The organism is Burkholderia sp. BCC0322, assembly GCF_902833045.1.
Taxonomy (GTDB): domain Bacteria; phylum Pseudomonadota; class Gammaproteobacteria; order Burkholderiales; family Burkholderiaceae; genus Burkholderia.
Genome location: NZ_CADFDU010000009.1, coordinates 98,873 through 123,918, shown reverse-complemented (window position 1 = coordinate 123,918; position 25,046 = coordinate 98,873). Strand labels below are relative to the sequence as shown.

Annotated in this window: 21 protein-coding genes; 11 read left to right on the top strand and 10 right to left on the bottom strand. The window is 67.9% G+C overall.

Translation table 11 applies throughout. The features are described 5' to 3' along the window. The first annotated feature begins 361 nt into the window (after positions 1 to 361). From HWX39_RS23940 to dctA, 7 genes are all read left to right on the top strand, one after another. A complete protein-coding gene (locus HWX39_RS23940) occupies positions 362 to 1,222 on the top strand; it encodes a GNAT family N-acetyltransferase (RefSeq protein WP_175970276.1) in 861 nt (286 codons plus the stop codon). A gap of 12 nt (positions 1,223 to 1,234) precedes the next feature. Continuing rightward, complete coding sequence (locus HWX39_RS23935; protein WP_175970275.1) at positions 1,235 to 2,161, top strand: glyoxylate/hydroxypyruvate reductase A; 927 nt, start codon at positions 1,235 to 1,237, stop codon at positions 2,159 to 2,161. Positions 2,162 to 2,322: 161 nt separating this feature from the next. Then, a complete protein-coding gene (locus HWX39_RS23930) occupies positions 2,323 to 3,723 on the top strand; it encodes an aspartate aminotransferase family protein (RefSeq protein WP_175970274.1) in 1,401 nt (466 codons plus the stop codon). Positions 3,724 to 3,808: 85 nt separating this feature from the next. Beyond that, a complete protein-coding gene (locus HWX39_RS23925) occupies positions 3,809 to 4,300 on the top strand; it encodes a winged helix-turn-helix transcriptional regulator (RefSeq protein WP_077217568.1) in 492 nt (163 codons plus the stop codon). Positions 4,301 to 4,400: 100 nt separating this feature from the next. Continuing rightward, positions 4,401 to 5,873: an NAD-dependent succinate-semialdehyde dehydrogenase gene (locus HWX39_RS23920; RefSeq protein WP_175970273.1), complete on the top strand. Its 1,473-nt coding sequence runs from the start codon at positions 4,401 to 4,403 to the stop codon at positions 5,871 to 5,873. Positions 5,874 to 5,959: 86 nt separating this feature from the next. Further along, the gene (locus HWX39_RS23915; protein ID WP_175970272.1) at positions 5,960 to 6,883 is read left to right on the top strand and encodes a LysR family transcriptional regulator; all 924 of its coding nucleotides are present in this window, start codon (positions 5,960 to 5,962) and stop codon (positions 6,881 to 6,883) included. Positions 6,884 to 6,917: 34 nt separating this feature from the next. Beyond that, positions 6,918 to 8,246: a C4-dicarboxylate transporter DctA gene (gene dctA / locus HWX39_RS23910; RefSeq protein ID WP_175970271.1), complete on the top strand. Its 1,329-nt coding sequence runs from the start codon at positions 6,918 to 6,920 to the stop codon at positions 8,244 to 8,246. Positions 8,247 to 8,270: 24 nt separating this feature from the next. Here the strand turns inward: dctA and HWX39_RS23905 are convergent, their stop codons facing one another. The 4 genes from HWX39_RS23905 to HWX39_RS23890 form a co-directional block, all read right to left on the bottom strand. Next, a complete protein-coding gene (locus tag HWX39_RS23905; protein WP_175970270.1) occupies positions 8,271 to 9,053 on the bottom strand; it encodes a substrate-binding domain-containing protein in 783 nt (260 codons plus the stop codon). 66 nt (positions 9,054 to 9,119) lie between these two features. After that, positions 9,120 to 10,415 carry an MFS transporter gene (locus HWX39_RS23900; protein WP_175970269.1) on the bottom strand — a complete coding sequence of 432 codons (1,296 nt, stop codon included), beginning with the start codon at positions 10,413 to 10,415 and terminating at the stop codon, positions 9,120 to 9,122. A gap of 235 nt (positions 10,416 to 10,650) precedes the next feature. Further along, positions 10,651 to 11,016, bottom strand: a complete 366-nt coding sequence (locus tag HWX39_RS23895) for a DUF1493 family protein (protein ID WP_175970268.1) — start codon at positions 11,014 to 11,016, stop codon at positions 10,651 to 10,653. A gap of 3 nt (positions 11,017 to 11,019) precedes the next feature. After that, the gene (locus tag HWX39_RS23890) at positions 11,020 to 11,451 is read right to left on the bottom strand and encodes an STM2901 family protein (protein WP_175970267.1); all 432 of its coding nucleotides are present in this window, start codon (positions 11,449 to 11,451) and stop codon (positions 11,020 to 11,022) included. On the opposite strand from HWX39_RS23890, the gene HWX39_RS23885 reads away from it, so the two are divergent. The 4 genes from HWX39_RS23885 to HWX39_RS23870 all read left to right on the top strand — a co-directional run bounded on the left by HWX39_RS23885 (position 11,432) and on the right by HWX39_RS23870 (position 17,536). Further along, positions 11,432 to 11,944 (top strand): hypothetical protein, encoded by a 513-nt coding sequence (locus tag HWX39_RS23885; RefSeq protein ID WP_175970266.1) that lies wholly within the window; start codon positions 11,432 to 11,434, stop codon positions 11,942 to 11,944. The genes HWX39_RS23890 and HWX39_RS23885 overlap by 20 nt on opposite strands. A gap of 201 nt (positions 11,945 to 12,145) precedes the next feature. Continuing rightward, a complete protein-coding gene (locus tag HWX39_RS23880; protein WP_175970265.1) occupies positions 12,146 to 13,666 on the top strand; it encodes a GGDEF domain-containing protein in 1,521 nt (506 codons plus the stop codon). 138 nt (positions 13,667 to 13,804) lie between these two features. Continuing rightward, on the top strand, positions 13,805 to 15,391 hold the full coding sequence (locus HWX39_RS23875) for a methyl-accepting chemotaxis protein (RefSeq protein WP_175970264.1): 1,587 nt from the start codon (positions 13,805 to 13,807) through the stop codon (positions 15,389 to 15,391). 186 nt (positions 15,392 to 15,577) lie between these two features. Next, on the top strand, positions 15,578 to 17,536 hold the full coding sequence (locus HWX39_RS23870; RefSeq protein ID WP_175970263.1) for a phosphatase PAP2 family protein: 1,959 nt from the start codon (positions 15,578 to 15,580) through the stop codon (positions 17,534 to 17,536). 236 nt (positions 17,537 to 17,772) lie between these two features. On the opposite strand, the gene HWX39_RS23865 is transcribed toward HWX39_RS23870, so the two are convergent. From HWX39_RS23865 to xylA, 6 genes are all read right to left on the bottom strand, one after another. Further along, positions 17,773 to 18,090: a hypothetical protein gene (locus tag HWX39_RS23865; RefSeq protein ID WP_175970262.1), complete on the bottom strand. Its 318-nt coding sequence runs from the start codon at positions 18,088 to 18,090 to the stop codon at positions 17,773 to 17,775. Between the two features lie 36 nt (positions 18,091 to 18,126). Beyond that, positions 18,127 to 19,338 (bottom strand): sugar ABC transporter permease, encoded by a 1,212-nt coding sequence (locus HWX39_RS23860; RefSeq protein WP_175970261.1) that lies wholly within the window; start codon positions 19,336 to 19,338, stop codon positions 18,127 to 18,129. Next, the gene (xylG, locus tag HWX39_RS23855) at positions 19,335 to 20,894 is read right to left on the bottom strand and encodes a D-xylose ABC transporter ATP-binding protein (protein WP_175970260.1); all 1,560 of its coding nucleotides are present in this window, start codon (positions 20,892 to 20,894) and stop codon (positions 19,335 to 19,337) included. The genes HWX39_RS23860 and xylG overlap by 4 nt, the downstream gene beginning before the upstream one ends. 60 nt (positions 20,895 to 20,954) lie before the next feature. After that, the gene (gene xylF, locus HWX39_RS23850; protein ID WP_175970259.1) at positions 20,955 to 21,983 is read right to left on the bottom strand and encodes a D-xylose ABC transporter substrate-binding protein; all 1,029 of its coding nucleotides are present in this window, start codon (positions 21,981 to 21,983) and stop codon (positions 20,955 to 20,957) included. A 123-nt stretch (positions 21,984 to 22,106) separates the two neighbouring features. Beyond that, on the bottom strand, positions 22,107 to 23,585 hold the full coding sequence (gene xylB, locus HWX39_RS23845; protein ID WP_175970258.1) for a xylulokinase: 1,479 nt from the start codon (positions 23,583 to 23,585) through the stop codon (positions 22,107 to 22,109). Positions 23,586 to 23,589: 4 nt separating this feature from the next. Further along, complete coding sequence (xylA, locus tag HWX39_RS23840) at positions 23,590 to 24,912, bottom strand: xylose isomerase (protein ID WP_175970257.1); 1,323 nt, start codon at positions 24,910 to 24,912, stop codon at positions 23,590 to 23,592. Positions 24,913 to 25,046: the final 134 nt, after the last annotated feature.

The following is a 25,046-nucleotide window of genomic DNA, read 5'->3' as shown; positions in this document are numbered from 1 at the left end:
ATTGAATCAGGGCAAAAAATCCGCCGCGCGTCGTTCGATGCCGCCCAAAGCGCAGAATCGCCGCGTGTTGCGCGCCTCGCACGGCACGATCTGCGGCGGCCTTCATGGGGCGCACGAGCGGAGGCGGGATGCGTGGCCGCTTCGGCGCCTTGCTTCAATCGTATTGCGTCCGATCAGCAGAAGCTGCCGCAATGACGGGTCGGGCCGGCACGAACCGCGCGTTCCCGCGCGCCGATCAGGCCGGTTTGCGTCGAACCCGCCGGACCGGCCGCGTGCACCGGAAAACAGGCGAATCGTCCTATCCGCACCGCCGTGGCGCTGGCACAGTGGGCGCATCATTCCCACCCATCCGGAGTCCGGCGTGTCCGACCTCAATCCTTCCAGCACGCTTACCTATCGCCCGTTCGCCGAAACCGACCTGCCCGCCGCGCATCGGCTGTCGGAGGCCGTCAAGTGGCCGCACCGGCTCGACGACTGGCGCTTCGTGTTCCAGCTCGGCGGCGGCTTCGTCGCCGAGGACGAAACCGGCATCGTCGGTACCGCACTGGGCTGGCGCTTCGGCGAAGCGCACGCGTCGCTCGGCATGGTCATCGTGTCGCCCGAGCGCCAGGGCCGCGGCATCGGGCGCGAACTGTTTTCCCGCGTGCTCGACAGCCTCGGCTCGCGAACCATTTTTCTGCATGCGACGCCGGCGGGCGAACCGCTGTACGCGAAATTCGGATTCGAAGCGATCGACACGATCGATCAGCACCAGGGCGCCGCGTTCCAGCCGCCGCTGATATCGTTGCCGCCCGGCGAGCGCCTGCGGCCCATCGGCGCAAACGACGGCCCGCGGCTTGCCGCGCTCGCATCGCGGGCCGCGGGCTATCGACGTGACGCGGTGATCGAGGCGCTGCTCGGCGTCGCGAACGGCATCGCACTCGACCGTGACGGCGAACTGCTCGGCTTCGCGTTGTTTCGCCGTTTCGGCCGCGGCCACGTGATCGGCCCGGTGGTCGCACCGGACACGCTGCGCGCACAGGCGCTGATCAGCCACTGGCTCGCGCTGCATGAAGGCATGTTCGTGCGCCTCGACGTGCCGGGCGACAGCGGGCTGTCCGACTGGCTGCAAGGGCTCGGGCTGCCGCGCGTCGATACCGTCGTCGCGATGGCGCGCGGTGCGACGCCCGCGCGCGACCCCGCGCTGCGCGCGTTCGCGATCGTCAACCAGGCGCTCGGCTGAGCGGCACGCCCGATGAGCTTCCTCTACAAGGCCGACCCGGTGCGCGGCACGCAATGGGCGCAGCGCTTTGCGCAACAGGCGCCCGACCTCGCGTTCCGGATCTGGCCGGACATCGGCGATCCGCACGACGTCCGCTACCTCGCCGCATGGCAACCGCCGGACGATCCGGCCGCGCTGCTGCCGAACCTCGAGGTCGTGTTCTCGGTCGGCGCCGGCATCGACCAGTTCGACCTGTCGCGCGTGCCGGCTCACATCCCGGTCGTGCGGATGATCGAGCCCGGCATCGTCGAAGGCATGGTCGAGTATGTGACGCAGGCCGTGCTGACGATTCACCGCGACCTGTTCGACTATGCGGCGCAACAACGCGCGCAGGTGTGGCGCGAGAAGCCGGTGCGCGCGGCCGCGTCGCGGCGCGTCGGCGTGCTCGGCCTCGGCACGCTCGGCCAGGCCGTGCTCGATACGCTGCGGCGCTTCGGGTTCCCGTGTGCCGGCTGGAGCCGCACGCCGCGCACGCTCGACGGCGTCGACTGCTACGCGGGCGACGCGGCGCTCGACGCGTTCCTGGCCCGCACCGACGTCCTGATCTGCCTGCTGCCGCTCACCGACAGCACCCGCGGCCTGCTGGGCACGCGCGTGTTCGATGCGCTGCCGGCCGGCGCGTCGCTCGTGCAGGCCGGGCGCGGGCCGCAGCTCGATGCGGCCGCCCTGCTCGCCGCGCTCGACAGCGGCCGGCTCGACAGCGCGATCCTCGACGTGACGGACCCCGAACCGTTGCCCGCCGGCCATCCGTTCTGGGCGCATCCGCGGATCCGGATCACGCCGCACATCGCGAGCGCAACTCGGCCCGATACCGCGGTGGACGCCGTGCTCGCGAACCTCGCGCGGCATCGCGCGGGGCAGCCGATGATCGGCGTCGTCGATCGCGCGCGCGGCTACTGACGCGCGCCTCCGGTGCGGCGGGGTACGCAGCAGAAAATGCCGAAGCACCCCGTGCAAACGCCGTATCCATACGTTTCGGGCAGCGAATTGAAGGCACAGGCGAATGGCTCGCCCGGTAGCATGAACTCACCGCTGACACCCGACGAGAGTCCCGCCCTCCCATGAACCACGCCGCGCTGATCGAAGCCGATCGTCAACACCTGATCCACCCCGTCGTCAACTATCGTGCGCACGAGGCGCGCGGCGTCACCGTGCTCGAATCCGCCGACGGCGTGTTCCTGCGCGACGCCGGCGGCCATACGCTGCTCGACGCGTTCTCGGGCCTGTGGTGCGTCAACGTCGGCTACGGCCGCGCCAGCATCGTGAAAGCCGCCGCCGAGCAGATGGCGAAGCTGCCCTACGCGACCGGCTATTTCCATTTCGGGTCGCAGCCGGCGATCGAGCTCGCCGAACGGCTCGCGGCGCTCGCGCCGCCGTCGCTGAACCGTGTGTACTTCACGCTCGGCGGTTCGGACGCGATCGACTCCGCGGTGCGCTTCATCACGCACTATTTCAACGCGACCGGCCGGCCGTCGAAAAAGCAGATGATCGCGCTCGAACGCGGCTATCACGGTTCGTCGTCGATCGGCGCCGGCCTTACCGCACTGCCCGCGTTCCATCGCCATTTCGACCTGCCGCGCGCCGACCAGCACCACATCCCGTCGCCCTACCCGTACCGCCATCCGCTCGGCGACGATCCGCAGGCGCTGATCGCCGCGTCGGTCGCCGCGCTCGACGCGAAGGTGGCCGAACTGGGCGCGGACAACGTCGCGGCATTCTTCTGCGAGCCCGTGCAAGGCTCCGGCGGCGTGATCGTGCCGCCGGCCGGCTGGCTGAAGGCGATGCGCGACGCATGCCGGCGCCTCGGCATCCTGTTCGTCGCCGACGAGGTGATCACCGGCTTCGGCCGGACGGGCCCGCTGTTCGCGTGCGAAACCGAGCGCGTCGAACCCGACCTGATGACCGTCGCGAAAGGCTTGACCGCCGGTTATGCGCCGATGGGCGCGGTGCTGATGTCCGACGAAATCTACGAGGGGATCGCGGGCAGCCGCGCCGAATCGGCCGTGGTCGGCCACGGCTACACGTATTCCGCGCATCCGGTCAGCGCGGCGATCGGCCTCGAAGTGCTCAAGCTCTATCACGAAGGCGGGCTGCTCGCGAACGGCCGGGCGATGGCGCCCCGCTTTGCCGCCGGCCTCGACGCGCTGCGTGCGCATCCGCTCGTCGGCGACGCGCGCTCGGTCGGCCTGCTCGGCGCGCTCGAGCTGGTGGCCGACAAGGCACGCAAGACGCGCTTCGACCCGGCACTGAACGTGCCGGACAGGATTGCCGCCGCCGCGTATGCAAACGGCGTGGTGTTCCGCGCGTTCGGCGACGGCGTGCTCGGTTTCGCGCCGGCGCTGAGCTTCACCGCGGGCGAGTTCGACCTGCTGTTCGAGCGCGTGCGCAAGACGCTCGACGACGTGCTGGCCGAACCGGGCGTGCAGCGCGCGCTCGACGCCGCACACGCGCAGCCGGCGTGAGCGCGACAAGGGAAAGCGGGGCTTGTGACGGCCCCCGTTCGACTCTAAAGTAACCGGACATTCCATTTTTTCCCTCTCCCGGACCATGACGGACAGCAAGCTGGATCGCATCGACCTGCGCATCCTCTCCCAGTTGCAAAAGCGCGGCCGCATGACCAACGTCGAACTGGCCGATGCGGTCGGGCTGTCGCCCAGTCCCTGCCTGATCCGCGTCAAGCGGCTCGAGAAGGCCGGCTACATCGGCGGTTACGGCGCGCACATCCAGCTCGAGAAGCTCGGCGACGTGCAGGTCGTATTTACCGAGGTCACGCTGGCCGACCATCGGCGCGAGGATTTCGACCGTTTCGTCGCGGCGATCCGCAACGTCGACGAGATCGTCGAGTGCCATCTCGCAAGCGGCGGCTACGACTATCTGCTGAAGTTCATCACGCGCAGCGTCAGCCATTACCAGACGATCATCGAGGGCCTGCTCGAGCAGAACATCGGCATCGAGAAGTATTTCAGTTACGTGATCATCAAGTCGCCGTTCGTCAAACGGCACTACCCGCTCGAATCGCTGTTCGGCGAACGGCATTGACGGACAGCGCGCGGCATCCACGAACGCGGCAGCCATGCCGTCCGCGTGGAGTCGTCGCGCGCCCGCGCCGCCGCCGAACCGCCCCATCCAAGGACCTGTCATGCCGCTCACGCTGTCCCGCTCCGAACTCCTGCGCACCGCCAACCTGATCGACGGCACCTGGCGCGATGCGCTCGACGGCCGCCGCTTCGCCGTCACCGATCCGGCCACCCTCGACACCGCCGCCGAAGCCCCCGACAGCGGCGCGGCCGACGCCCGCGCGGCCACCGACGCGGCCGCGCGCGCGCTGCCTGCCTGGCGCGCGACGCCCGCTCGCGAACGGGCGGCGATCCTGCGTGCATGGCATGCGGCGATCGTCGCGCATACCGAGGATCTCGCGAAGCTGATGTCTCGCGAGCAGGGCAAGCCGCTCGCCGAAGCGCGCGGCGAAGTCGCCTACGGCGCGTCGTACGTGCTGTGGTTCGCCGAGGAAGCGACGCGCACGTACGGCGACCTGATTCCGCAGCAGCAGCGCGGCAAACGCCTCGCCGCGGTCAAGGAGCCGATCGGCATCGTCGCCGCGATCACCCCGTGGAATTTTCCGCTCGCGATGATCGCGCGCAAGATCGCGCCCGCCCTCGCGGCCGGCTGCACGGTGGTCGCGAAACCGGCGGAGGACACGCCGCTCACCGCGCTCGCGCTCGCCTTCCTCGCGCAGGAAGCGGGCGTGCCGGCCGGCGTGCTGAACATGATTGCCGCGTCGCGCGAGCGCGGCATCGATGCCGTGGCCGACTGGCTCGCCGACGGCCGCGTGCGCAAGATCACGTTCACCGGATCGACGCCCGTCGGCAAGCTGCTCGCACGCGAATCGGCCGCCACGCTGAAGAAGCTGTCGCTGGAGCTCGGCGGCAACGCGCCGTTCATCGTGTTCGACGATGCCGAGCTCGACGCGGCAGTCGACGGGCTGATGGCGGCCAAGTTCCGCAACGGCGGCCAGACGTGCGTGTCGCCGAATCGCGTGTACGTGCAGGCCGGCGTCTACGACGCATTCGCCGCGAAGCTCGCGGCGCGCGTCGCCGCGTTGAAGGTCGCGCCGGCGACCGACCCGGCCGCGCAGATCGGCCCGATGATCAACGCACGTGCGGTCGACAAGATCGCGCGCCACGTCGGCGACGCCATCGAGCACGGCGCGCGCGTCCTGGCCGGCGGCAAGCGCCTGCCCGAACTCGGCCCGAACTTCTACGCACCGACGGTGCTCGCCGACGCCACCGCCGCGATGCAACTGAACTGCGAGGAAACGTTCGGCCCGATCGCCGCGCTGTTTCGCTTCGATACCGAGGACGAGGCCGTCGCCGCCGCGAACGACACGCCGTTCGGGCTCGCCGCGTATTTCTACACGCAGGACGTGCGACGCATCGCGCGCGTGTCGGCGCGGCTCGAAACGGGCATCGTCGGGATCAACGAAGGCGCGCTCGCGAGCGAGGCCGCGCCGTTCGGCGGCGTGAAGGAATCGGGCTATGGCCGCGAAGGTTCGCGCTACGGCCTCGACGACTACCTGTCGATCAAGTACCTGTGCCAGGGCGGGCTCGACTGACATTGCACGGATGCGTGCAGCGCCGGCAAGGCAGGATCGCGGGAATCGTGGACAATACTGCGCATCTGAGATGCGGAGGCTTGCCCGTGGGAATCAACTTCGATTTGAACGACTTGCAGGCGTTTCGCGCGGTCGTGGAAACGGGCAGTTTCCGCAAGGCCGCGGAGACGGTGAGCATTTCCCAGCCGGCGTTGAGTCGTCGGATCGACAAGCTCGAGGAAGCGCTCGGCGTGCGCCTGTTCGAGCGCACCACGCGTCGCGTCACGCTCACCACGGTCGGCCGCGTGTTCGCCCAGAGTGCCGAACAACTGCTCGACGATCTCGACGCCGCGCTGCTCGGCATTCGCGACGTGTCATCGAGCCGCCTGGGCCATGTGACCATCGCGTGCGTGCCCTCGGTGGCCTACTACTTTCTGCCCGCGATCATCGCGCGCTATCATCAGCGCTTTCCGCGCATCCGGGTCAAGCTGCTGGACGCGAGCGCGAACGAGGTGCTGGGCGCCGTCATCAGCGGCGAGGCCGATTTCGGCGTGAGCTTCATCGGCAGCCAGGAAGCCGAGATCGAGTTCAAGGTGTTGCTCCAGGAGCGCTTCGTCGCGGCGTGCCGTCGCGACCATCCGCTCGCGCGCAAGAAGCGCGTGACCTGGAACGAACTCTACGAGCACGATTACGTGGCGGTGGACAAGACGTCCGGTAACCGTCTGCTGCTCGACCAGGCGCTGGCCGCCGTGGCGCCGCGCGGGCCGAGCGTGTGCGAAGCGCGCCACGTGACGACCCTGCTCGGATTGATCGAGGCGGGGCTCGGCGTCGCCGCGGTGCCCTCGATGGCGATGCCCGGGCATGACCATCCCGTTCTCACGAGCGTGCCGCTCGTCGAGCCGGTCGTGAAACGGCGCGTGGGCATCGTCAAGCGGCGCGGACGTCCGCTCACGCCGGCCGCCGAAGCGTTTCATCGGATGATCGTCGACGCGAAGCGCGGCGGGTTCGCGAGCCGTGGTGCAGCGGCATGACAACGACCGGAAAGACCCGAAGGAAGATCGTCCCGTGAGGCTGGCCAGGCTGCTCAAATCGCTCTATGTGCAGGTGCTGCTTGCGATGCTGCTCGGCGTGAGCGTCGGTCACGCATGGCCGGACGCGTGCGCCATGCTCAAGCCCCTCAGCGATGCGTTCGTCGGCCTGGTGCGGATGACCATCGCGCCGATCGTCTTTTGCACGATCGTCTCGGGCATCACATCACTCGCGGACGGGAAGGCCATCGGCCGCACGATCGTTCGGGCCATGGCGCTCTTCTATTCGCTGACCGCCGTCGCACTCGCGATCGGGCTCGTCACCGCGTTCGTGCTGCGACCGGGCGCCGGCCTGCACATCGACGTGCACCATCTCGATTCGAGCATCCTCGCGCAGTACGCGAAGGACGCGCAGCCACGCGGGCTCGTGGCGTTCGGGTTGAGCGTGATCCCCGATACGATGCTCGGCGCGTTCGAGAAGGGCGAGGTGTTGCCGGTACTGCTGCTGTCGCTGCTGTTCGGCTTCTCGCTGAACGCGCACCGGACGGCCGGCCGGCCCGTTCTTGCGCTGATCGACGGGGTCGCCCAGGTCGTCTTCCGCGTGCTTGCGATGATCATGCGGCTCGCGCCGCTCGGCGCATTCGGCGCGATGGCGTTCACGGTGGGCCGCTTCGGTATCGGCTCGGTCGGCTCGCTGGCGAAGCTGATGCTGTCCTTCTACGCGGCATGCGCGCTGTTCGTCGCGTTGGTGCTCGCACCGCTCGCGCGCCTGCACGGCTTCGCGCTGTGGCGGCTGTTGCGCTACCTGCGCGAAGAGCTGCTCATCGTCCTCGCGACGTCCTCGTCGGAGCCCGTTCTGCCGCGCCTGATCGTCAAGCTGACGTCGCTCGGTTGCGACCGGGGCGTCGTCGGGCTCGTGCTGCCGGCGGGCTATTCGTTCAACCTGGACGGCACCGCGATCTACCTGACGCTTGCCGCGTTGTTTATCGCGCAGGCGTGCGACGTGCCGCTTTCCGCGTCGCAGATCGCGATGATGCTCGCCGTCATGCTGCTCACGTCCAAGGGCGCGGCCGGTGTTTCCGGCAGCGGGCTGGTGGCGCTGGTCGCCACGCTCGCCGTCATGCCCGACCTGCCCGTTGCCGGGGTCGCCCTGCTGGTCGGCATCGATCGCTTCATGTCCGAGGCGCGCGCGCTGACGAGCGTGATCAGCAACGCCTGCGCGGTCATCTTCGTGTCGATGTGGGAACGCGCGTGCGATCGCACGCTTCTTGCGCAGCGGCTCGCCGTGGCCGGTTCAGCCTTCCCGAACGGGGCCGATGAAGGCCGTGTCGCGGCCGATGCCGACGGTAACGGGAAGGCCGCCTGACGCACGCCTTCCCGTCGACCGGATTCAGCGAGCGGAAACGGAATCGAGTCCGGTCGACTTCACGTCCGCCTGCACCTCGGGCGACGCAAGATAGTCGAGCAGCGCCTTCGCTTCCTTCGGATGCTGCGCGCCGACGGGGATGCCGGCGGCGAAGCGCGTGACCGACTGCAACGATTCGGGAATCTTGCCGACGAAGGTCGCGCCCTTGACCGGCAGCAACTCGCTCACCTGCTGGAAGCCGATTTCGTAGTCGCCGTTCGCCACGACCGACGCCACCGGAATCCGCGGAATCATCTTCGCCTTCGACTTCACCTGATCCTCGATGCCGAGCTTCCTGAACAGCTCGCGTTCGATATACACGCCGCTCGCGCTGTCCGAATAGGCGATCGACCTGGCGTGCAGCAGCGCCTGCTTAAGCCCTTCGGCGGAGCTGATGTCGGGCTTTGCCGCGCCGTCGCGCACGACCATGCCGATGCGCGAATCGGCCAGTTCGACCCGGGATCCGGGGACGACCTTGCCTTGCTTGATCAGTTCGTCGAGTGCGTAGCCGACCATGATCACCGCGTCGGCGGGCTCGCCGCGCGCGAGCCGGTTCGGAATCGCTTCGGGCGACTTGCCCATCGACGGACCGAGCGCGGTATCGAGCGTATTGCCCGTCGTCGACTCGAACCGGGGGCCGAGCAGCTTGTAGGCGGCGGTGAAGCCGCCCGAGCTCATCACGTGCAGTTCGGCGGCCTGCACGTTGGCCGCCACCGCGGTAGCGGCGACAAGCGCGGTCGCGCAACATTTCAGGAACAGGTTTTTCATGGTCGTGGTCGTAGGGATTCGCGTGGGTTCGTGGGGTTTGCCGAGCATGCCGGATGGGTCAGCGCATCAATGCGCCGGCGTCAGCGTCGCGGCACGGGGGCGATAGAGCGCGAACGTCGCAAGCAGCGCGCACACCGCGGCGAAGCTCATCCAGTATCCCGGTGCGGCCTTGTCGCCCGTCATGTGAATGAGCGCGGTCGAGATGGCCGGCGTGAAGCCGCCGAACACGGCCGTCGCGAGGCTGTACGCGAGCGAGAAGCCCGCGACGCGCACCTGCACCGGCATCACTTCCGTGAGCGCGACGACCATCGCGCCGTTGTAGATCCCATACATGAACGAGAGCCAGAGGAGCACGAGCAGCATGTTGACGAACGACGGCGCGTGCGCGAGCAACGAGAGCGCCGGGTAGGCGGTCACGACGGCGAGCACCGTCATGGCGACCAGAAGCGGCCGGCGGCCGATCCGGTCGGACAGCGCACCGCCGATCGGCAGCCACACGAAGTTCGACACGCCGACGCACAGCGTCACGAGCAGGCTGTCGGCGGTGCTCAGATGCAGCACCGTCTTGCCGAAGGTCGGCGCGTAGACCGTGATCAGATAGAAGCTCGTGGTGGTCATCGCGACCAGCATCATGCCGGCCACCACGACGCCCCAATTCTGGACCAGCGTACCGAACACTTCCTTCATGCCCGGACGATGCGTGCGCGCCTTGAACGCCTGGGTTTCCTCCAGGTTGCGGCGCAGCATGAAGATGAACGGCACGATCATGCAGCCGACGAAGAACGGCACGCGCCATCCCCATGCGGCGATGGCCGACGCGCTCAGCCATTGATTCAGTGCAAAGCCCAGGCCCGCCGCGACGACGATCGCGACCTGCTGGCTGGCGGACTGCCAGCTCGTGAAGAAGCCCTTGCGGCCGGGCGTCGCCAGCTCGGCGAGATACACCGATACCCCACCCAGCTCGGCGCCGGCGGAGAAGCCCTGCAGCAGCCGGCCGAGCAGCACGAGCGCGGGTGCGAGCAGGCCGATCGTCGCGTAGCCCGGCACGAACGCGATCAGGATGGTGCCGCTCGCCATGATGGACAGCGTGACGATCAGGCCCTTGCGGCGGCCGACGTCGTCGATGTACGCGCCCAGCACGATGGCACCCAGCGGCCGCATCAGGAAGCCGGCGCCGAACACGGCGAAGGTCATCATCAGCGATGCGAACTCGCTTTGCGCGGGAAAGAAGACGTTGGCGATCTGCGTGGCGTAGAAGCCGAACAGGAAGAAGTCGAACTGCTCGAGAAAATTCCCGGCTGTGACGCGGAAGACCGCAGCGGCCTTCGAACGTTCGGTCGGAAGGCTGGACGAGGGGTGCATCGGGGTGTCTCCTGAAAATCCAGAAATACGCGGGAGGGGCGGACGATTGTCGTTTTCCGCCATGTTCCCCTGGCGTCAGGCAAACGATAAGTGCAATTTTTGGAAGGATTGATGTTGAATGGTTATCAATCGGCGGGTCGGCGGCGCACGTGGCGGGACAGGGTTCCGGACGACAGCCAATTAAAAAGGGCCGGTCAGTACATCGACCGGCCCTGCCATCTACGATCACTGACGATCACTGCCCCGCAGCCGCCTCGATCGCGTCCGTGTCCCACTTCCCGCGTCGCGTTGCCTCGGCCAGCATCCCCAAGGTCAGCGGCCGTCGCTCCGGGTGCCGGAGGCGCTTCACGAACAGCCCGATGAGTGACGACAGCAGTGCCTGGCCTTCGGGGCCAAAATAGCGCCGGTACGGGAATCCTCGGGCGTCAACGCCGAATGTCGCTGCCCACCGGTCGATGAACTCCACCCCATCGAGGCCCGTGATGCCGAGATCCTGCTCGAGCCGCGATTCCGGTTGCAAGCTCAGCCTGCTGCCGAACACCGGCCGCCCGAGTTCCTCGCGTGTGAAGGCTTCCAGGCGTTCCCAGGTATCGTCGTTCATGGCTCAGAGCACCCGGTCCTCGGGCTTCACGATTCGATTGTAGGTCGACACGGTGTTGTGCGTGATCAGGTAGGCGTCGAGCGCCAGGAATACCTCGCCCACCACGGGGATCGCCCGACCGACCCACGCACCGAGGCGGCGAGTGAAGGCGATCCGAATACCCGACAACCCGCCACCCGTGATCGTCGGCAGGCGAAACGGCAACGTTTGAGGGAACAACTTCCGAGCGGCATGGGAGGCGCCGGACGTGCCCGGCGTAGCGCCGGCGAAGTTGCCGGGGACTGGGACGTCAGCCTGACCGAGAAGCATCGCCGACGCAGCGGCGAGATTGTCCAGGCCGAGTTGCTTGCGTGTCTCGTCGAACGCGACCAACGCAAAAACATCGACGGGTCGCAAATCCTGCCAGGTGCCGTAGGTGTACCTGTTTTCATTCATTCATTTTTCTCCTGATCCAGCAAGGGCGCTGCTCTCCCAGCGGGTACCCCCTGCGAAGGCGACACTTTACCGCATCGCCTGGAACGGCCTGGCCGGTGCTGCTGCGCGGTCCCTGCTCTACGCGGTCCGCTCGCCGCGTGCGGTATCGCGGCCACCTTTACCAGCCATGTACGACATGGCTGACCTCTTCCATGTCGAATCCGTCGAACGCCCGCCGAATGTTCGGATGATCGTCAATGCCGACCATGATCTTGCTGGCGCAGGTGCGCAGGGTGGCAGTCGTCTGCGCGTACTCGCCGAACGGGAAAGCAACGCCGCAGCCGGCGGAATCGCGGTTTTATCGCATCGATCCCCTTGGATTTATCTCAGGCCCTATCCGCAACAGCCGGGTTACCGCTCGTCGTATCCCGCTGGAGTGCCGTCACGAGCAGGCGGCCCGCGCTGGCAGCCTGCTCGTGCCAGGGGCGTGCTGTCGGGGGGTAGCCATGCGTGAGCGGCCGCCACACCCGTCGGGCCGCCGGATGGCCTTGCTCGATCGCCCCGGGGTTCGGTCGCACACGTTTGCGCTCCGAAACGCGATCGGACGCACGCGGCCGGCCGCCATACGGGCCTTGATTTTCAGTTAACCGTGCCGTTAACCGGGATTTGGACCGGGCCGGCGTCATTGCAGCCGGCTTCCCTTACGAGCGCGAGCATGCCCGCATTCACCTCGATCGAGAAAATTGCCGACTGGGCCGGACGTCACCCGCTTGCCGTCGGGGCGGCGGGCACGCTGATGTCGCTTGCCGCACTCGGGATCAGCGTGGCGACACTGTGGGCCGGGCGAAACGAAGCCGTCGAGCACGCGCATGAAACGTCGCGCAACGTGGCAGCCGTGCTGGTGAGCCAGATCGCACGCACCGTCGAAACGTCGAACAACGCACTGGTCGCACTGGCATCCGATCTCGGCAATCCCGCGGTGCGGCGCATGGATGCCGGGCTGCGACACGACCTGCTGTTCGAGCGCACCGCGGCCCAATATGTCACCGGCATGGGCGTGACCGACAGGCGCGGCCAGTTGATCGACGGATGCTGCGGCACGACCCACCGTTGGGATTTCAGCGATCGCGACTACTTCAAGGTCCATCGCGATGCGGACAACGTCGGCCTCTACGTGTCCGAGGTCTATCGCGCGCGCTCGCGCGCCGGCAAGGAATCCATCGCGCTGTCGCGGCGCATCGAGCGGCCCGACCACACGTTCAACGGGATCGCGGTGGTCGCCATCGACCTCGCCTATTTCGATCAGCTGCTGTCCCGCCTCGATGTCGGGCCGAACGGGGTCAGCGCGATCCTGCGCGCGGACGGCACGATCCTGTCGAGAAATCCGTCGTTGAACGACAACCAGATGAACAACCTGCGGCGCTCGAAAGCATTCGAGCGGATGGTGAACAGTGAATCGGGCTTCTATCCCGCGCGCTCGAGCATCGACGGCATCGTGCGGCTGTATACCTACCAGCGGGTGCCGGGCACGCCGCTGATCGCCGTCGTCGCGCCGGCCGAGCGCGACGTGCTGGCGGGCATTACGCGCCTGTCGTGGACGGCCGGCGTATTGGCGACCGTGATCAGTGCGCTGTTTTGCACGGTGGTATGGCTGCTTGCGTTTGCGCTGCAGGGCAACCTGCGCAAACAGACGCTGCTCACGGATCTCACGCGGACCGATCCGCTGACCGGCCTGTGCAACCGCCGCGCGCTCGATATCGCGCTGGCCGACGAATGGGAACGGCTGCAGCGGGGCAGCAACGGCAGCCTGTCGATCCTGTTCATCGACGCCGACCACTTCAAGCAGTACAACGACCGGTATGGGCATGCGGAAGGCGATACGGCGCTGCGCTTTCTCGCTGACTGCATCCGCACGCATACGCGCCGGCGCGGCGATCTCGCCGCCCGGTATGGCGGCGAGGAGTTCGTCGCGGTATTGCCGGATACGGACGAACACGGCGCCGCGCGGGTCGCGGAGGCGATTCGCCAGGAAGTCGAACGCAACCGGCTCGACGGGTTTGCGCAACCTGTTCCAGCCTTCACTGTCAGCATCGGCTGCGCGACCGGCCATCGCGCGCGCCCCACGTCCGTGCATGCGCTGTCGCGTCAGGCCGACATGGCACTGTATCGCGCGAAGCGCGAAGGCAGGAATCGGGTGTGTTGCGCGGAACCGGAGCAACTCGCTCGCCTGGCTTGACCGGCCACGGATCGGGTCTGCTTCCTTCGGCGGTTGACGACCCTCAAACGATAGTGTCATACGCCAGTCCTCAATTGTTCATACGCCGTTCTGATAATCAGGAAAACTATTCGATGTCAATAAAACCGGACCTCACCTATGAATGATCGACGATTAACGGTTCGCACGAAGCTGACCCTGGCTTTCTGCCTCCTGACCTGCTTGGTTCTGCTCGTCTCCATGCTCGGCATCGTATCGCTCGGCAACGCGAACGCGGCATTCGAAACTTTCGTCAATGGCACCAACGCCCGCGCCACCCTGGCGGACAAGGTCCGCGTCGCGGTCGACCGGCGCGCGATCGCCGCCCGCAACCAGGTGCTTGCGACCGCGCCGCGCGACGCGGACATCGAGAAGGAAGCGGCGCTGCAGGCCGACCGCGAGGTCGGCGCGCTGCTCGGCGAACTGACGAATGCGGTCCGCGAGGGGAGCGGCGCATCCGACGAGTCCCGCGACCTGGTCCGGCAAATCGGCGCGGTCGAGGCGCAGTACGGCCCCGTGGCGCGTGCCATCGTCGACGCGGCGGCGAACAATCGCCGCGATCAGGCCATCACGATGATCAACGAACAGTGTCGGCCGCTGCTGGCCAGGCTTGTCGCCGCCACCGACGCCTATGCGACGTACGCCCGCACGCAGGGCGCGCAACGCGTGACGGAATCGGGCGACCGCTATGCATCGCGACGACTGATGCTGATCGTCATGTGTATCGCAGCGGCAGCCGCGGCCGCGATCTCGGGCGTCGTCATCACGCGCGGCCTGCTGCGCTCGCTCGGCACGGAGCCTGCCACGCTCAGCGACATCGCGCGCCGTATCGCCGCCGGCGATCTCGGTACCGAATCATCGGCCGGTGCCGCGCCGGTCGGCAGCGTACTGGCTTCCATGCGGGACATGCGGGCGAACCTGACCCGCCTGATCTCGGAAGTCCGTACCGCATCCGGCAATGTCGCGACAGGCGCCGGCGAAATCGCGTCCGGCAATCAGGACCTCTCCTCCCGCACGGAACAGCAAGCCGCCTCGCTGCAGGAAACCGCATCGAGCATGGAGCAGCTGACGTCCACGGTGCGCCTGAACGCCGACAATGCGCAGCAGGCGAGCGGGTTGGCCACCAACGCATCGGAGGTCGCCCAGCGCGGCAGCACGGCAGTCGGCCTGATGGTCGACACGATGACGGACATCAGCGCCAGTTCCACCCGGATCGCCGAGATCACCGGGATCATCGAAGGGATCGCGTTCCAGACCAACATCCTCGCGCTCAACGCGGCCGTGGAGGCCGCCCGCGCCGGCGAACAGGGCCGCGGCTTTGCCGTGGTGGCCAGCGAAGTCCGAAGCCTTGCACAGCGCTCATCGGGCGCCGCGAAGGACATTCGCGAGCTGATCTCGCAATCGGTCCGGAAAATCCAGGACGGCTCGCATATCGCGAACAACGCAGGCGAGACGATGAACCAGGTCACGCATGCGATCGCGCGCGTGACCGACATCATGGGCGAGATCGCTGCCGCGTCGAACGAGCAGAGCCGCGGCATCGAACAGGTGAATCTGGCGATTACACAAATGGACGAAGTCACCCACCAGAACGCGGCACTCGTCGAACAGGCAGCCGCCGCATCGCAGTCGCTCGAAGAACAGGGCGGCCGGCTTGCCGAGGCGGTATCGCTGTTCCGGCTGGACACGCGAGCGTCCGGCGCATAGCTCTCCGCCCGCGCGCGTGCCCTCAATGGGTGCATCGAATCCGGCACCCGACATGTTCAGCACCGGGAATTAACCAGATAGTGGGAATTCGCGCGCATTACATTCGATGCGAAACAAATTCGTAACGGCCACGTAACGATCCAACACCACAATTCGCCATCTTCAATCATCAGGATGGAGTCTTGCATGTTTGCATCACGAAGCCGTTTCCCGCTGCACGTTGCAGCGTTGTCGAGTGCGATCGTCCTGGCCGCCTGCGGCGGCGGCGACGATGTCGTGTCGACCGGCACGATGGCCGCAGCCGTTCCCGCGCCGCCCGCCGACCCCGGCTTCGTCGACAACGCCCCGGTGCCGAGCGTGCCCGCGTTCGTCGACAACATCGCGACCAACCAGCGTAGCGATGCGCGCTATGCGACGCTGTCGACCAACGCCGCGGTGCGCGTGGTGAGCCGTTTTCTCGATCTCTGGCAGCCGTCGACGATGCTGGTCGACGCGGGCGTGAGCGCGCCGGCGAACGGCGCGTTTCCGGCCATCTCGCCGTCCACCTGCTCCGGGCTGCCCGGCAGCGGCGCACCGTGCGGCACGATCCTGAACGACACTGTGCTGTCCGCCAACGTGCAGTACGTGATCAACGCGACGACCGCCCGCACGCAGCAGCAGGCCGATGCCGCGTACTACGACGACCGGCGCGGCAAGGGCTTCAGCGTGACCGACGGCATGGGCCCGCTCACGGCGGCGTGGCGCACCGCGGCCCAGCAGACGACCAGCATCACCAGCATTCCGGCGGACGCGACGTCGGTGCTCTACAACGACTCGGGCAACAACGTCGGCGTGGGCAGCAGCACGAACGCGAGCTTCGGGAAAGTCGTCGACCTGCTCAACGAAATGGGCAACAACGCGTCGACCGAACCCGCCAAGCGCTTCTTCAAATATGCGCGCCCGTACCGCTGGAGCACGAGCGTGGTGGTCGCGCCGACGCTCGTTCCGGCGGAAAGCACGACGCCCGCGACCGACGGCGGCTTCATCAGCGGCCACGAGGCGGAAGCGATGCGTGACGCGACGACGATGGCGTGGCTCGTGCCGGAACGTTTCCAGGAAATGGTCAGCCGCGGCCTCGAACTCGGCGAGAACCGGATCCTCGCCGGCATGCACTCGCCGCTCGACGTGATCGGCGGCCGCATGCTCGCGCTGGCCGTCAGCGCGGCGAACCTGACCGCGTACGCCGGCGACGCGCAGGCCGCCTTCACGCAAGCCCACCAGACGCTGCAGCAACTGACGGGGACGACCGCCACGACGTTCTCCGCATTCGCGCACACCGGCACGGCGGCAACCGACCGGTTCGCCGACTACGCGACGAACAAGGCCGCCTTCCTGCGCCGCCTGACGTTCGGTTTCGGCGCGATCGAATCGACGGACGCGCCGCCGGTCGTGCCGAAGGGCGCCGAGATCCTGCTGCAGACGCGCTTCCCGTACCTGAACGCCGACCAGCGGCGCGTCGTGCTGAAGACCACCGAGTTGCCGTCCGGCTATCCGGTCATGGACGACGCGGAAGGCTGGGGGCGCCTGAACCTGTTCGCGGCAGCCGACGGCTACGGCGCGTTCAACGGCAACGTGATCGTGTCGATGGATGCGTCGCAGGGCGGGCTCAATGCGGCCGACCTGTGGCGCAACGACATCGCAGGCGCCGGCAAGCTGACGCTGCAAGGCAGCGGTACGCTGACGCTGGCGGGCAACAACCGCTACACGGGCGGCACGCAGGTCAGCGGCGGCACGCTGGCGGCCGCGTCGACGACGGCGTTCGGAGCAGGCGACGTGTACGTCGGCTCGGGCGGCAGCGTGAGGATCGCGGCCGGCGCGCCGGTGACGATCGCGACCCGCTACACGCAGCTCGACGGCACGACGCTCGAACTCGACATCGACGGCAACGGCGGCGGACGCCTGCGCGTGGGCGGCCCGCTCACCGTCGCGGGCGGCACGCTGCACGTGAAGTTCGTGAACGGCTACGCGCCGAAGGCCGGTGACACCATCGCGCTGATCGACGGCGCGGCGGCTGCCGCGAAGTTCTCGACGGTGACGGTCGACGGGTTCAAGGCAACGCCCGTTTATACCGCGACGGGCGTGTCGATCACGCTGTCGGCGGCGTAGCCGGCATCGGCCATCGATCGGTGCGGCGGCGCCGACGGGCGGCTTCGGCAGCGACCTCGGGGCCGGGCCGGGTCGCTCGCGCGGCGGCGCAAGAAACCGTGCGGTTTCGCCGGGGATGCGCGGGATTCGTCGCCCGAGCGCTCAAACGGGCCAAGTCGCGCGGTTGAATGCACGGCATGCGAAGTCCGCTGCCGGCCCCGTGCACCGCCCGGCTCGCGGGTCGCAAGCGTCGACTTTCAGCGCGCCCTGGCGGGTACGCCATCGTGCGTCGACGCCCCTTCCCGCTCGATCCGCTCGACGGCACGCGCGAGCCGAATGATGTCGCTCAGCGCGAAATCGGCCGCATCGGGCCGGCCGCGACCGCACTCGTCGGCGACACGCATCGCGAATGCAAGCGCTTCGGAACGCTCGCGCAGCAGCGCCCGCAGCGCATCCGCGATGACCCGCCGGTCGCGTGGATCACCGAGGCCCAGCACGGAACCGGCATGCGGTTCCCCGTGCGTTGCCTGCGCCGGCGTGAAAGCGTCCGGCACGCGCATCGTGTTTCTTTCCATGGTCGTCTTCTCGTCGTCTCGCGGCCGACAGGTTCGTCAGCGCCGGTTCGATCGCGATACCACGTCGATCCACACGGCCAGCACCAGCACCGCGCCCTTGACGATCATCTGCCAGTACGCGTCGACGTCGAGCATCGACATGCCGTTGTCGAGGCTCGCCATCACGAGCGCGCCGATCAACGCGCCGTAGACCGTGCCCGATCCGCCGCGCATCGACGTGCCGCCGATGAAGCACGCCGCGATCGCATCGAGCTCGCCCATCGTGCCGGCGGACGGTGAACCCGCCGCCAGCCGCGCCGTGTTCACGAGGCCGGCAAACGCGCACATCAAGCCCATCAGCGCGAATATCGCGAGCTTCACGCGATCGGTATCGACGCCGGACAAGCGCGTCGCCTCGAGGTTCGAGCCGACCGCATAAACGCGCCGGCCGAATACAGTTTGCGTCGCGATCCATGAGAACACGCCGAGCAACGCGAGCAGCAACAGCACCGGCACCGGAATGCCGCCATAGCGGTCGAGCGTCGCGACGAACGCAAACAGCACCGCGCCCGCACCCGCGATCTTCACGCCGTCCTGCCACGGCGGCGCGACCGCGAGCCGGTAGCGCCGCCGCGTGCCGCGCTGCCGCACCACCAGCAGCGTCACGAGCACGAACAGCAGAACCGCGAGGCCGTCGCCGGCCATGCGCGGCAGATAGCCCTGCCCGATGAACACGAAGCCGTCCGACACCGGTGCGATCGTCGAGCCGCCCGTCACGCCGAGCAGGATTCCGCGAAATGCGAGCATCCCGCCCAGCCCGACGATGAACGACGGCACGCGCCGATAGGTCGACCACCAGCCGTTGAAGAGCCCGATCAGCACGCCGAGCGCGAGCACGACCGGCACCGTCACCGCGACCGGCCAGTGGCGATTGACGTCGAGGATCGCGGCGACGCCGCCGAGCAGCCCGAGCAGCGAGCCGACCGACAGGTCGATCTCGCCCGCGATGATGACGAACACCATCCCGCACGCGAGCATCCCGGTGATCGACATCTGCCGCAACAGGTTCGATACGTTGCGCGGCGTGACGAACGCGCCGTCCGTCAACACCGAGAAGAACACCCAGATCGCGACCACCGCGAACAGCAGCGCGAGCACCTTGTAGCGCACGAAGACCTGGCGCAACGGAAGCCCCGCTGCGCGGCCGGCGGGTCGACGCGCTTGTGCATCCGGCGTCGCGGGAGTCGAGGAAGAAAGGTCGGAATTCATGTCGCACTCGCTGCGGTGGGGTCGGTCGGCCGCCGCGCGGGTTTCAGCGCGGCGCCGAGAATCTGTTCCTGCGTGAGGCCCTGGTTGATGAAATCGCCGCGCAGCTCGCCTTCGCCGATCACCAGCACGCGATCGGCCAGCCCGAGCACCTCGGGCAGCTCCGACGACACGACGACCAGCGCGACGCCGCGCTTTGCCAGCGCGAAGATCAGCCGGTAGATCTCCGCCTTCGCGCCCACGTCGACGCCGCGCGTCGGTTCGTCGAGGATCAGCACCTGCGGCTCGGCCAGCAGCATCCTGGCAAGCACCGCCTTCTGCTGGTTGCCGCCGGACAGGCTCGCGATCGGCAGGAACGGATGCGCGGCACGTACCGACAGCCGCTGCATCTCGGTGCGGATCGCATCGAGTTCGGCGGCCGCGTCGATGCGCCCGCGCGCCGCGAAGCGCTGCAGCACCGCCAGCGTGATGTTGTGGCCCACGCCGAGTTGCGGCACGATGCCATGGCGCTTGCGGTCCTCGGGCACCATCGCGATCCCGGCGCGGATCGCGTCGGCCGGCGAACGGATCGACAGCACCCGGCCGTTCATCCGCACGGTCGCCGTGCACGCGCCCGGATACGCGCCGAAGATCGCCTGCATCAGCTCGGTGCGGCCCGCGCCGACGAGCCCGGCGACGCCGAGGATCTCGCCGCGCCGCACGCTGAACGACACGTCGTCGACGCGCTTGCGGCGCGTGTTCGTCACGTCGTGACAGATCACGTTCCGCGCTTCCAGCACGACATCGCCGATCTCGTGCGGCTCACGCGGATACAGGTCGCGGATCTCGCGGCCAACCATCATCGCGATGATGCAGTCGGTCGTCAGCGCGCGCATCGGCTCGGTCGCGACGTGACGGCCGTCGCGGATCACGGTGACCGTGTCGCACACGGCCGCGACCTCGTCGAGCTTGTGCGAGATGTACACGCACGCGACGCCGCGCCGCTTCAGGTCACGCACGATGTCGAGCAGGATCCGCGTCTCGGCGGCGCTCAGCGACGACGACGGTTCGTCGAGGATCAGCAGCTTCGCATGCTTGTTCAGCGCCTTCGCGATCTCGATCAGCTGCTGGTGGCCGCCGCCGTAGTTCATCACCGGCTGCGCGACGTTGATCGTGTCGATCCGCAACTCGCGCAGCAGCGACTCGGCCTGCCGGACCATCGCCGCGAAGTGCATGCGCCCGCCCGGCAGCGTGATCTCGTTGCCGAGGAAGATGTTCTCGGCAACCGACAGTTCGGGGACGAGCATCAACTCCTGGTGGATGATCGCGATGCCCGCCCGCTCCGTGTCGCGCACGCCGGATGCTGCGAGCGGTGCGCCTTCCCAGCGGATTTCGCCGTCCCACGTGCCGTGCGGATAGACGCCCGACAGCACCTTCATCAGCGTCGATTTGCCCGCGCCGTTCTCGCCGCACAGTCCGACGCATTCGCCGGGCCGCACGGTGAGGTCGATGCCGTCGAGCGCTTTCACGCCGTCGAACGCCTTGACGATGCCGCGCATCGTCAGCAAGGGTTCCGTCATTCGTTCATGCCTCGCAGGATGCGCGCGGGCGCACCGGTGGATGGCCCGCGCGTCGCGCCGTTACTGGCTCGCCAGTTGCGCCTGGGTATAGAAGCCGTCCTTCACGACGACGTCGACGTTGCGCCTGGTCAGCAGCGTCGGCTGCAGCAGCACCGTATCGACCTTCTTCCTGCCGTTGTCGTATTGCGCATTGAACGCAGGCTTCGCACCCTTCGCGAGATCGACCGCCAGCCTGGCCGCTTCGCTCGCGATCAGCTTGAGCGGCTTGTAGACAGTCATCGTCTGCGTGCCCGCGATCACGCGCTTGACCGCCGCGAGATCCGCGTCCTGCCCGGACACCGGCACCTTGCCGGCCAGATGCTGCGCGGCGAGCGCCTGGATCGCGCCGCCGGCCGTGCCGTCATTCGACGCGACGATCGCATCGATCCGGTTGTTGTTCGCGGTCAGCGCATCCTCGACGATCCGCAGCGCGGTCGACGCGCTCCATTCGGGCACCCATTGCTGGCCGACGACCTTGATGTCGCCACGATCGATCGCGGGCTTCAGCACCTTCAGCTGGCCTTCGCGCAGCATCTTCGCGTTGTTGTCGGTCGGCGCGCCGCCGAGCAGGAAGTAGTTGCCCTTCGGCTTCGCATCGAACACGCCCTGCGCCTGCAGCTCGCCGACCTTCTCGTTGTCGAACGAGATGTACGCGTCGACGTCCGCGTCGAGGATCAGCCGGTCGTACGACACGACCTTGATGCCGGCCTTCTTCGCTTCGGCGACGACGTTGCCGAGCGTCTTCGAATTGAACGGCACGATCACGATCACGTCGACGCCGCGCGAAATCAGGTTCTCGATCTGGGAAATCTGCCGCTCCTCGCTCGCGTCGGCCGACTGCACCGACACCTTCGCGCCGAGCTTCGTCGCGGCCGCGACGAAATAGTCGCGATCGCGCGACCAGCGCTCGACGCGCAGGTCGTCGATGCAGAAGCCGATTTCCGGCTTGTCCTTGCTCGCGTGCGCGAGCGGCGTGCCCAGCGCGAGGATCGCCAGCGCAGCGGCGCCGGCAAGCGAACTCAATACGGTACGACGCGTCACGGATCTCATGTCTCCACTCCTTGTTATCGGACAACCTCACGAACGCCGGGCGGCAGCGGAACTGCGCCGCCCGCATCGCGTCACTGCACAACACGGCATCGCGCGACGGGAATCGCGTCGGCGATCCGCACGTCAAGCGCCTGTGGCAAACACCGGTTCGAGCGCGCGATACAACGCGCGAAACGTCGGCCGCCGCACGTCGCGATACCACGCGTGGCGCGCCCTGTCCGGTTCGCGCACCGCGACGACCGGCGGCTGCGGACACACGTCGCCGCGCGGCGCATCCGGTTCGAGCGCGAGATGCGCAAGGCGCGCGGCGCCCAGCGCGGGTCCCACCTCGCCGCCCGCGCGCAAGGTCAGCGCGCGGCCGCCGAGATCGGCGAGCATCTGCGTCCAGTACGCGCTGCGCGAGCCGCCGCCGATCACCGTGATGCTGTCGGGCGCGAGCCCCGCCGCATGCAACGCGTCGATTCCGTCGAGCAGCGCGAATCCGACGCCTTCGAGCGTCGCGTTCGCGAGATCCGCCCGCTGCGTGTCGGGCACGAGCCCATAGAACACGCCCTTCGCATTCACGTCGTTGTGCGGCGTACGCTCGCCGCTCAGGTAAGGCAGGAACCACGGCCGGGTCGCACGAGCATTCGCCTGCGCATCGTCGAGCAGCGCCGCCACGCCGTCGTAACCGGCCAGTTGCGCGGTGAAGTCGACGCAGCCTGCCGCGTTCAGCATCACGGACATCAGGTGCCAGGTATCCGGCAGCGCATGACAGAAGCTGTGCACGGCCGATTCGGGATTCGCGCGAAACCCGTCGGACACCGCGAAATAGACACCCGACGTGCCGAGCGACAGCAGCGCATCGCCGGGCCGCACGATGCCGACCCCCACCGCGCCGGCCGCGTTGTCGCCACCGCCGGCCACCACCGGGATCTCGCGCAGCCCAAGCGCGCGCGCGACGGCCGGCAGCAGGGTGCCGGTGACACGATTGCCTTCGAACACGGCCGGCATCTGTGCGCGCGACAGCCCGCATGCGGCAAGCAGCGTGTCGTCGTAGTCGCGCTTCGCGACGTCGAGCCACAGCGTGCCGGCGGCATCCGACGGATCGGTCGCGAATGCGCCGGTCAACCGGTAGCGCAGATAGTCCTTCGGCAGCAGCACCTGGGCGATGCGTGCGAACACGCCGGGTTCGTGACGACGTACCCACAGCAGCTTCGGCGCGGTAAAGCCCGGCATCGCGACGTTGCCGGCCACCGCGCGCAGTGCGGGCGCGAGCCGTTCGAGTTCCGCGCACTCGGCGTCCGCGCGGCCGTCATTCCACAGGATCGCGGGGCGCAGCACGGCGCCATGCGCATCGAGCAGCGTCGCGCCGTGCATCTGGCCGGTCAATCCGAGCGCGGCGATGTCGCGCGAATCGATGCCCGCGGCGCGCGCATCCGCGACGAGCGCGGCGAGCGCGCCGCAGGCGGCGTCCCACCAGTCGAGCGGCGCCTGCTCGGACCAGCGCGGCCGCGGCCGGTTCACCGCGAGCGGGCGGCTCGCGCTCGCGCGCACCGCGCCGTCGCGGTCGAGCAGCACCGCCTTCACGCCCGACGTGCCGAGATCGAGTCCGATGAACATGGCGTCAGCGCAGCCCGTAGATCGCCTGGTTCACGATGTTCTCGAGCCGTTCCTGCGCGCCGCTCGCGTGCCGCGGGGCCACGCCGCGCGCCAGCGCATCGGCCGCGAGCGACTCGAGCGTATAGCCGCCCGACAGGATCTTGCGGCCGAACGCGTCGTCCCACTGCGCGTAGCGCTGCCGGCGCAGCGCCTCGAGCCGGTCGTTCTCGACCAGCACGGCCGCGCGTTCGAGCGCGAGCGCAAGCACGTCGATCGCGCCGACATGGCCGTGGAACAGGTCTTCCGGATCGACACTCTGGCGCCGCACCTTCGCATCGAAGTTCATCCCGCCGGTCGTGAAGCCGCCGTGGCGCAGGATTTCGTAGAACGCGAGCGTCAGCTCCTCGACGCTGTTCGGGAACTGGTCGGTATCCCAGCCGTTCTGCGGATCGCCCCGGTTCGCGTCGACGCTGCCGAACACGCCGAGCGCGAACGCATTCGCGATCTCGTGATGGAACGAATGCCCGGCAAGCGTGGCGTGGTTCGCCTCGATGTTCACGCGAATCTCGTTCTGCAATCCGTACTGCACGAGGAAGCCGTGCACTGTCGCGACATCGTAGTCGTACTGGTGCTTGGTCGGCTCCTGCGGCTTCGGCTCGATCAGCAGCGCGCCCTTGAAGCCGATCCGGTGCTTGTGCTCGACGACCATCGACAGGAAGCGGGCAAACTGCTCGCGTTCGCGCTTCAGGTCGGTATTGAGCAGCGTCTCGTACCCTTCCCGCCCGCCCCACAGCACATAGTTCTCGCCGCCGAGCCGGTGGGTCGCGTCGAGCGCGTGGCACACCTGGGTCGCGGCCCACGCGAACACGTCCGGGTTCGGGTTCGTCGCGGCGCCGGCCGCGAAGCGCGGGTGCGAGAACAGGTTCGCGGTGCCCCACAGCAGCCGCACGCCGCTTGCCTCCTGACGCTCGCCGAGATAGTCGGCCATCCGCGCGAAATTGGCCGCATATTCCCGCAGGCTGTCGCCTTCCGGTGCGACGTCGGTGTCATGGAACGTATAGAACGGCGTGCCGAGCTTCGTGAAGAATTCGAACGCCGCGTCCGCCTTCTGCCGCGCCCGCTCGAGCGCGTCGCCCGGCTGCTGCCACGGCCGCCGGAACGTGCCTTGCCCGAACATGTCGTTCCCCGGCCATACGAACGTGTGCCAGTAGCACACCGCGATCCGCAGATGCTCGGCGAGCGTCTTGCCCAGCACGCGCTTCTCGGGGTCGTAATGGCGATAGGCCAGCGGATTGTCCGACTGCGGGCCTTCGTAGCGAATCGCGGGAATGTGTTCGAAATGCGACATGGCGTCTCCGTGCATGGTCTTGTTGCAGCGCAACGCGCGTCGCGGCGACGCACGCGGCCGAATTCGGTTGGCTGGATCGTGCCTGTGCGCCTGCCGGCCGGCAATTGCGAAATTGCGCAGCACGCTTAATGTTT